1 protein-coding gene is annotated in these 541 nt (G+C 73.2%); it reads right to left on the bottom strand.

Going from position 1 to position 541, the window contains the following annotated elements; all coding sequences use genetic code 11:
• The coding region (locus RNB18_RS50935) for an IucA/IucC family protein (protein ID WP_311720918.1) at positions 1 to 541 on the bottom strand (541 nt) is incomplete at both ends.

Below are 541 nucleotides of genomic sequence, written 5' to 3'. Positions count from 1 at the left end.
GCCCGGTACTGCGCGATGCGGGTGCTCACGGCGATCCACGGCAGCGGGAGGGGGCTGCGGGTCTCGGGGGTGAAGCGGGCCGCGTCGGCGGCGGAGAAGCCGAGCCGTCCCTTGCTCGCCACCAGCCAGGGGTGGCCGGGCTGGTGCCCTTCGAGCTCGGCGTAGTCGAGTGCGGCCAGCTCGCTCGCGGAGAGGGCGGTGTGGTCGAGCCGGGCGTCGGCGGAGAGCGTGAGGGTCAGCTCGCGGATGAGGTGGCCGAGGGTGGCGCCGTCGAGGCCGAGGAGCCCTCGGGCGCGGACGAGGAACCGCAGCGGGTCGCGGAAGGGCCGGGTCCCTTCGGAAGCGGAAGCGGAGGCGGTGCCGGAGGAGGAGGACTCGTTGCCGAAAGAAGACGCGTTACCGGAAGGGGACGAGCCGTTGGAGAGCGGCGAACCGTTCAGCGACGACGGGCCGTTGAGGGAGGACGGGCCGGTGGGCGAGATCGGGCCGTCGGGTGAGGCGGGGCTGTTCGGTGCGGAAGAGTCTCCGGACAGGGAAAGGC

It is taken from the genome of Streptomyces doebereineriae (assembly GCF_031845645.1).
GTDB classification, from domain to species: domain Bacteria; phylum Actinomycetota; class Actinomycetes; order Streptomycetales; family Streptomycetaceae; genus Streptomyces; species Streptomyces canus.
The sequence above is the reverse complement of the archived record's forward strand: the minus strand, read 5'-3'. Positions and strand labels throughout refer to the sequence as shown.